This is a genomic window from Kitasatospora sp. NPDC056531 (assembly GCF_042794375.1).
In the GTDB taxonomy this organism is placed as follows: Bacteria; Actinomycetota; Actinomycetes; order Streptomycetales; family Streptomycetaceae; genus Kitasatospora.
This window is the reverse complement of record NZ_JBHTTU010000344.1, coordinates 1-1,563: the sequence shown is the minus strand read 5'-3', so window position 1 is coordinate 1,563 and position 1,563 is coordinate 1. Positions and strand designations below refer to the sequence as shown.

The following is a 1,563-nucleotide window of genomic DNA, read 5'->3' as shown; positions in this document are numbered from 1 at the left end:
CAGGCGGAGGTCGGGGGCCGCGGGCATCCGGCGCGGACCGGTGTCGGATGCGGGCATGGCGGTGCCATGGAGTACGGGCAGCGGAAGCGGCCCCCTGGGCATCGGACGGAACCTTGCCGTTCGCCCCCAGCTTCTCACATTGGTCTGGACCAATCATGAACGAGGCGTGACATTCCACATCGCCCCGGCTCAGCTAGTTGACGGCGCGTCAGTCGGATTTCCGACCATCAACCGATCAACAGATCAGCCCCTCCTCAAACCGCTTTCAGCTCCTTGGTCAGCTGCTCGAACCGCAGATCCGGTCGGCGCGGGATGCCGAAGCGCTCGTCCCCGTACGGGAACGGGCTGTAGACGCCGGTGCGACGGAATCCGCGCCGCTCGTACCAGGCGATCAGCTCAGCGCGCTGCTCGACCACCTTCATCTCCAGTAGCGCGACACCCCACTCCTCCCGGGCCACCCGCTCCGCCTCGGCCAGCACCACCCGGCCGATCCCGCCGCCCTGCAGGGTGGGGCGCACCGAGAACATGCCGAAGTAGGCGCGGTCCGCGCGCCGCTCGAGCTGGCAGCAGGCGACCAACTCGCCGTCGCGCTCGACCAGCAGCACCACGCCCTCCGGGTCCTCGACGGCCTCGGTGACACCGGCAGGGTCGGTGCGCTGACCGTCCAGCAGGTCCGCCTCGGTGGTCCAGCCGGCCTTGCTGGCCTCGCCGCGATAGGCGGACTCGACCAGTTCGACCAGTGCCGGGACGTCGGCGACGGTCGCAACGCGGAAGACGGGCTCCCCGGCGGGGCCGGTGACGGTCTCGGACATGGCGGTTCCTCTCATCGGAAAAGTCGACTTCCGGGCATGGTGCCACAGCATCCGCACCGCGCGGACCGGGCACCCGCACTCAGCGGACCGGGCACCCGCGCCGGGCCGTGGCGCCCCGTGCCGTGTGACGCGGGTTCAGAGAGTGGCGCCGGGCACCTGGCGCCACTGGCGGGTACATGGCTACCCTGCTCCCCGGCCGGACCAACCACCGGCCGTACCGGGCCCGTTGGGCCGTAGCGCTGCGGGCCGTCGCACCGGAACCAGAGGAGTGTCCATGCCCCGCTCTTCCCGCTCCGTCCGCCCCACCGGTACCACCAGATCCGCCGTCCGCCGCCGGCTGCCCCTGGCGGCCGCGCTCGCCGACCGCCCTGGGCAGCTGGGCGTAGGCGGCCGCCTCCTCGACGGCATCCTCGCGGGTCCAGTCTTGCCATGAACGGCGAACTGATCGTCTGGTCCTGAGCAGTCCACCCCCGGCGAACCCCGCCACCCCGCGCGTCACCGACGCGAGGCGGCGGCTCAGCGGCGGAACAGGCCGCGCCGCTTCGCCCGCGGAACGGTCCTCGCCGCTTCCACCGTCGGCGCGTCGAGGAGGGCCGCGACGGCGTGGAGGAAGGGGCGGGCCTCAGCGGTCATGCCGGTCCGGTGCAAGCGGTGGCGGCCCGCCGCCTCCCACTCGCCCAGCACTGCCCCGCGCTCGCCGGTGATCGGGTCGACCGCGTACTCCAGGGTGAAGGCCCGCTGCGCGGAACCG

The 1,563-nt window shown here is 72.5% G+C and carries 2 protein-coding genes; both read right to left on the bottom strand.

All coding sequences use genetic code 11. From position 1 onward, the window contains the following. Nucleotides 1-254 precede the first annotated feature (254 nt). Nucleotides 255-812, bottom strand: a complete 558-nt coding sequence (locus tag ACFQ87_RS46295) for a GNAT family N-acetyltransferase (RefSeq protein WP_380617059.1) — start codon at nt 810-812, stop codon at nt 255-257. Between the two features lie 516 nt (nt 813-1,328). Next, the coding region (locus ACFQ87_RS46290; RefSeq protein ID WP_380617058.1) for a hypothetical protein at nt 1,329-1,563 on the bottom strand (235 nt) is incomplete at its 5' end.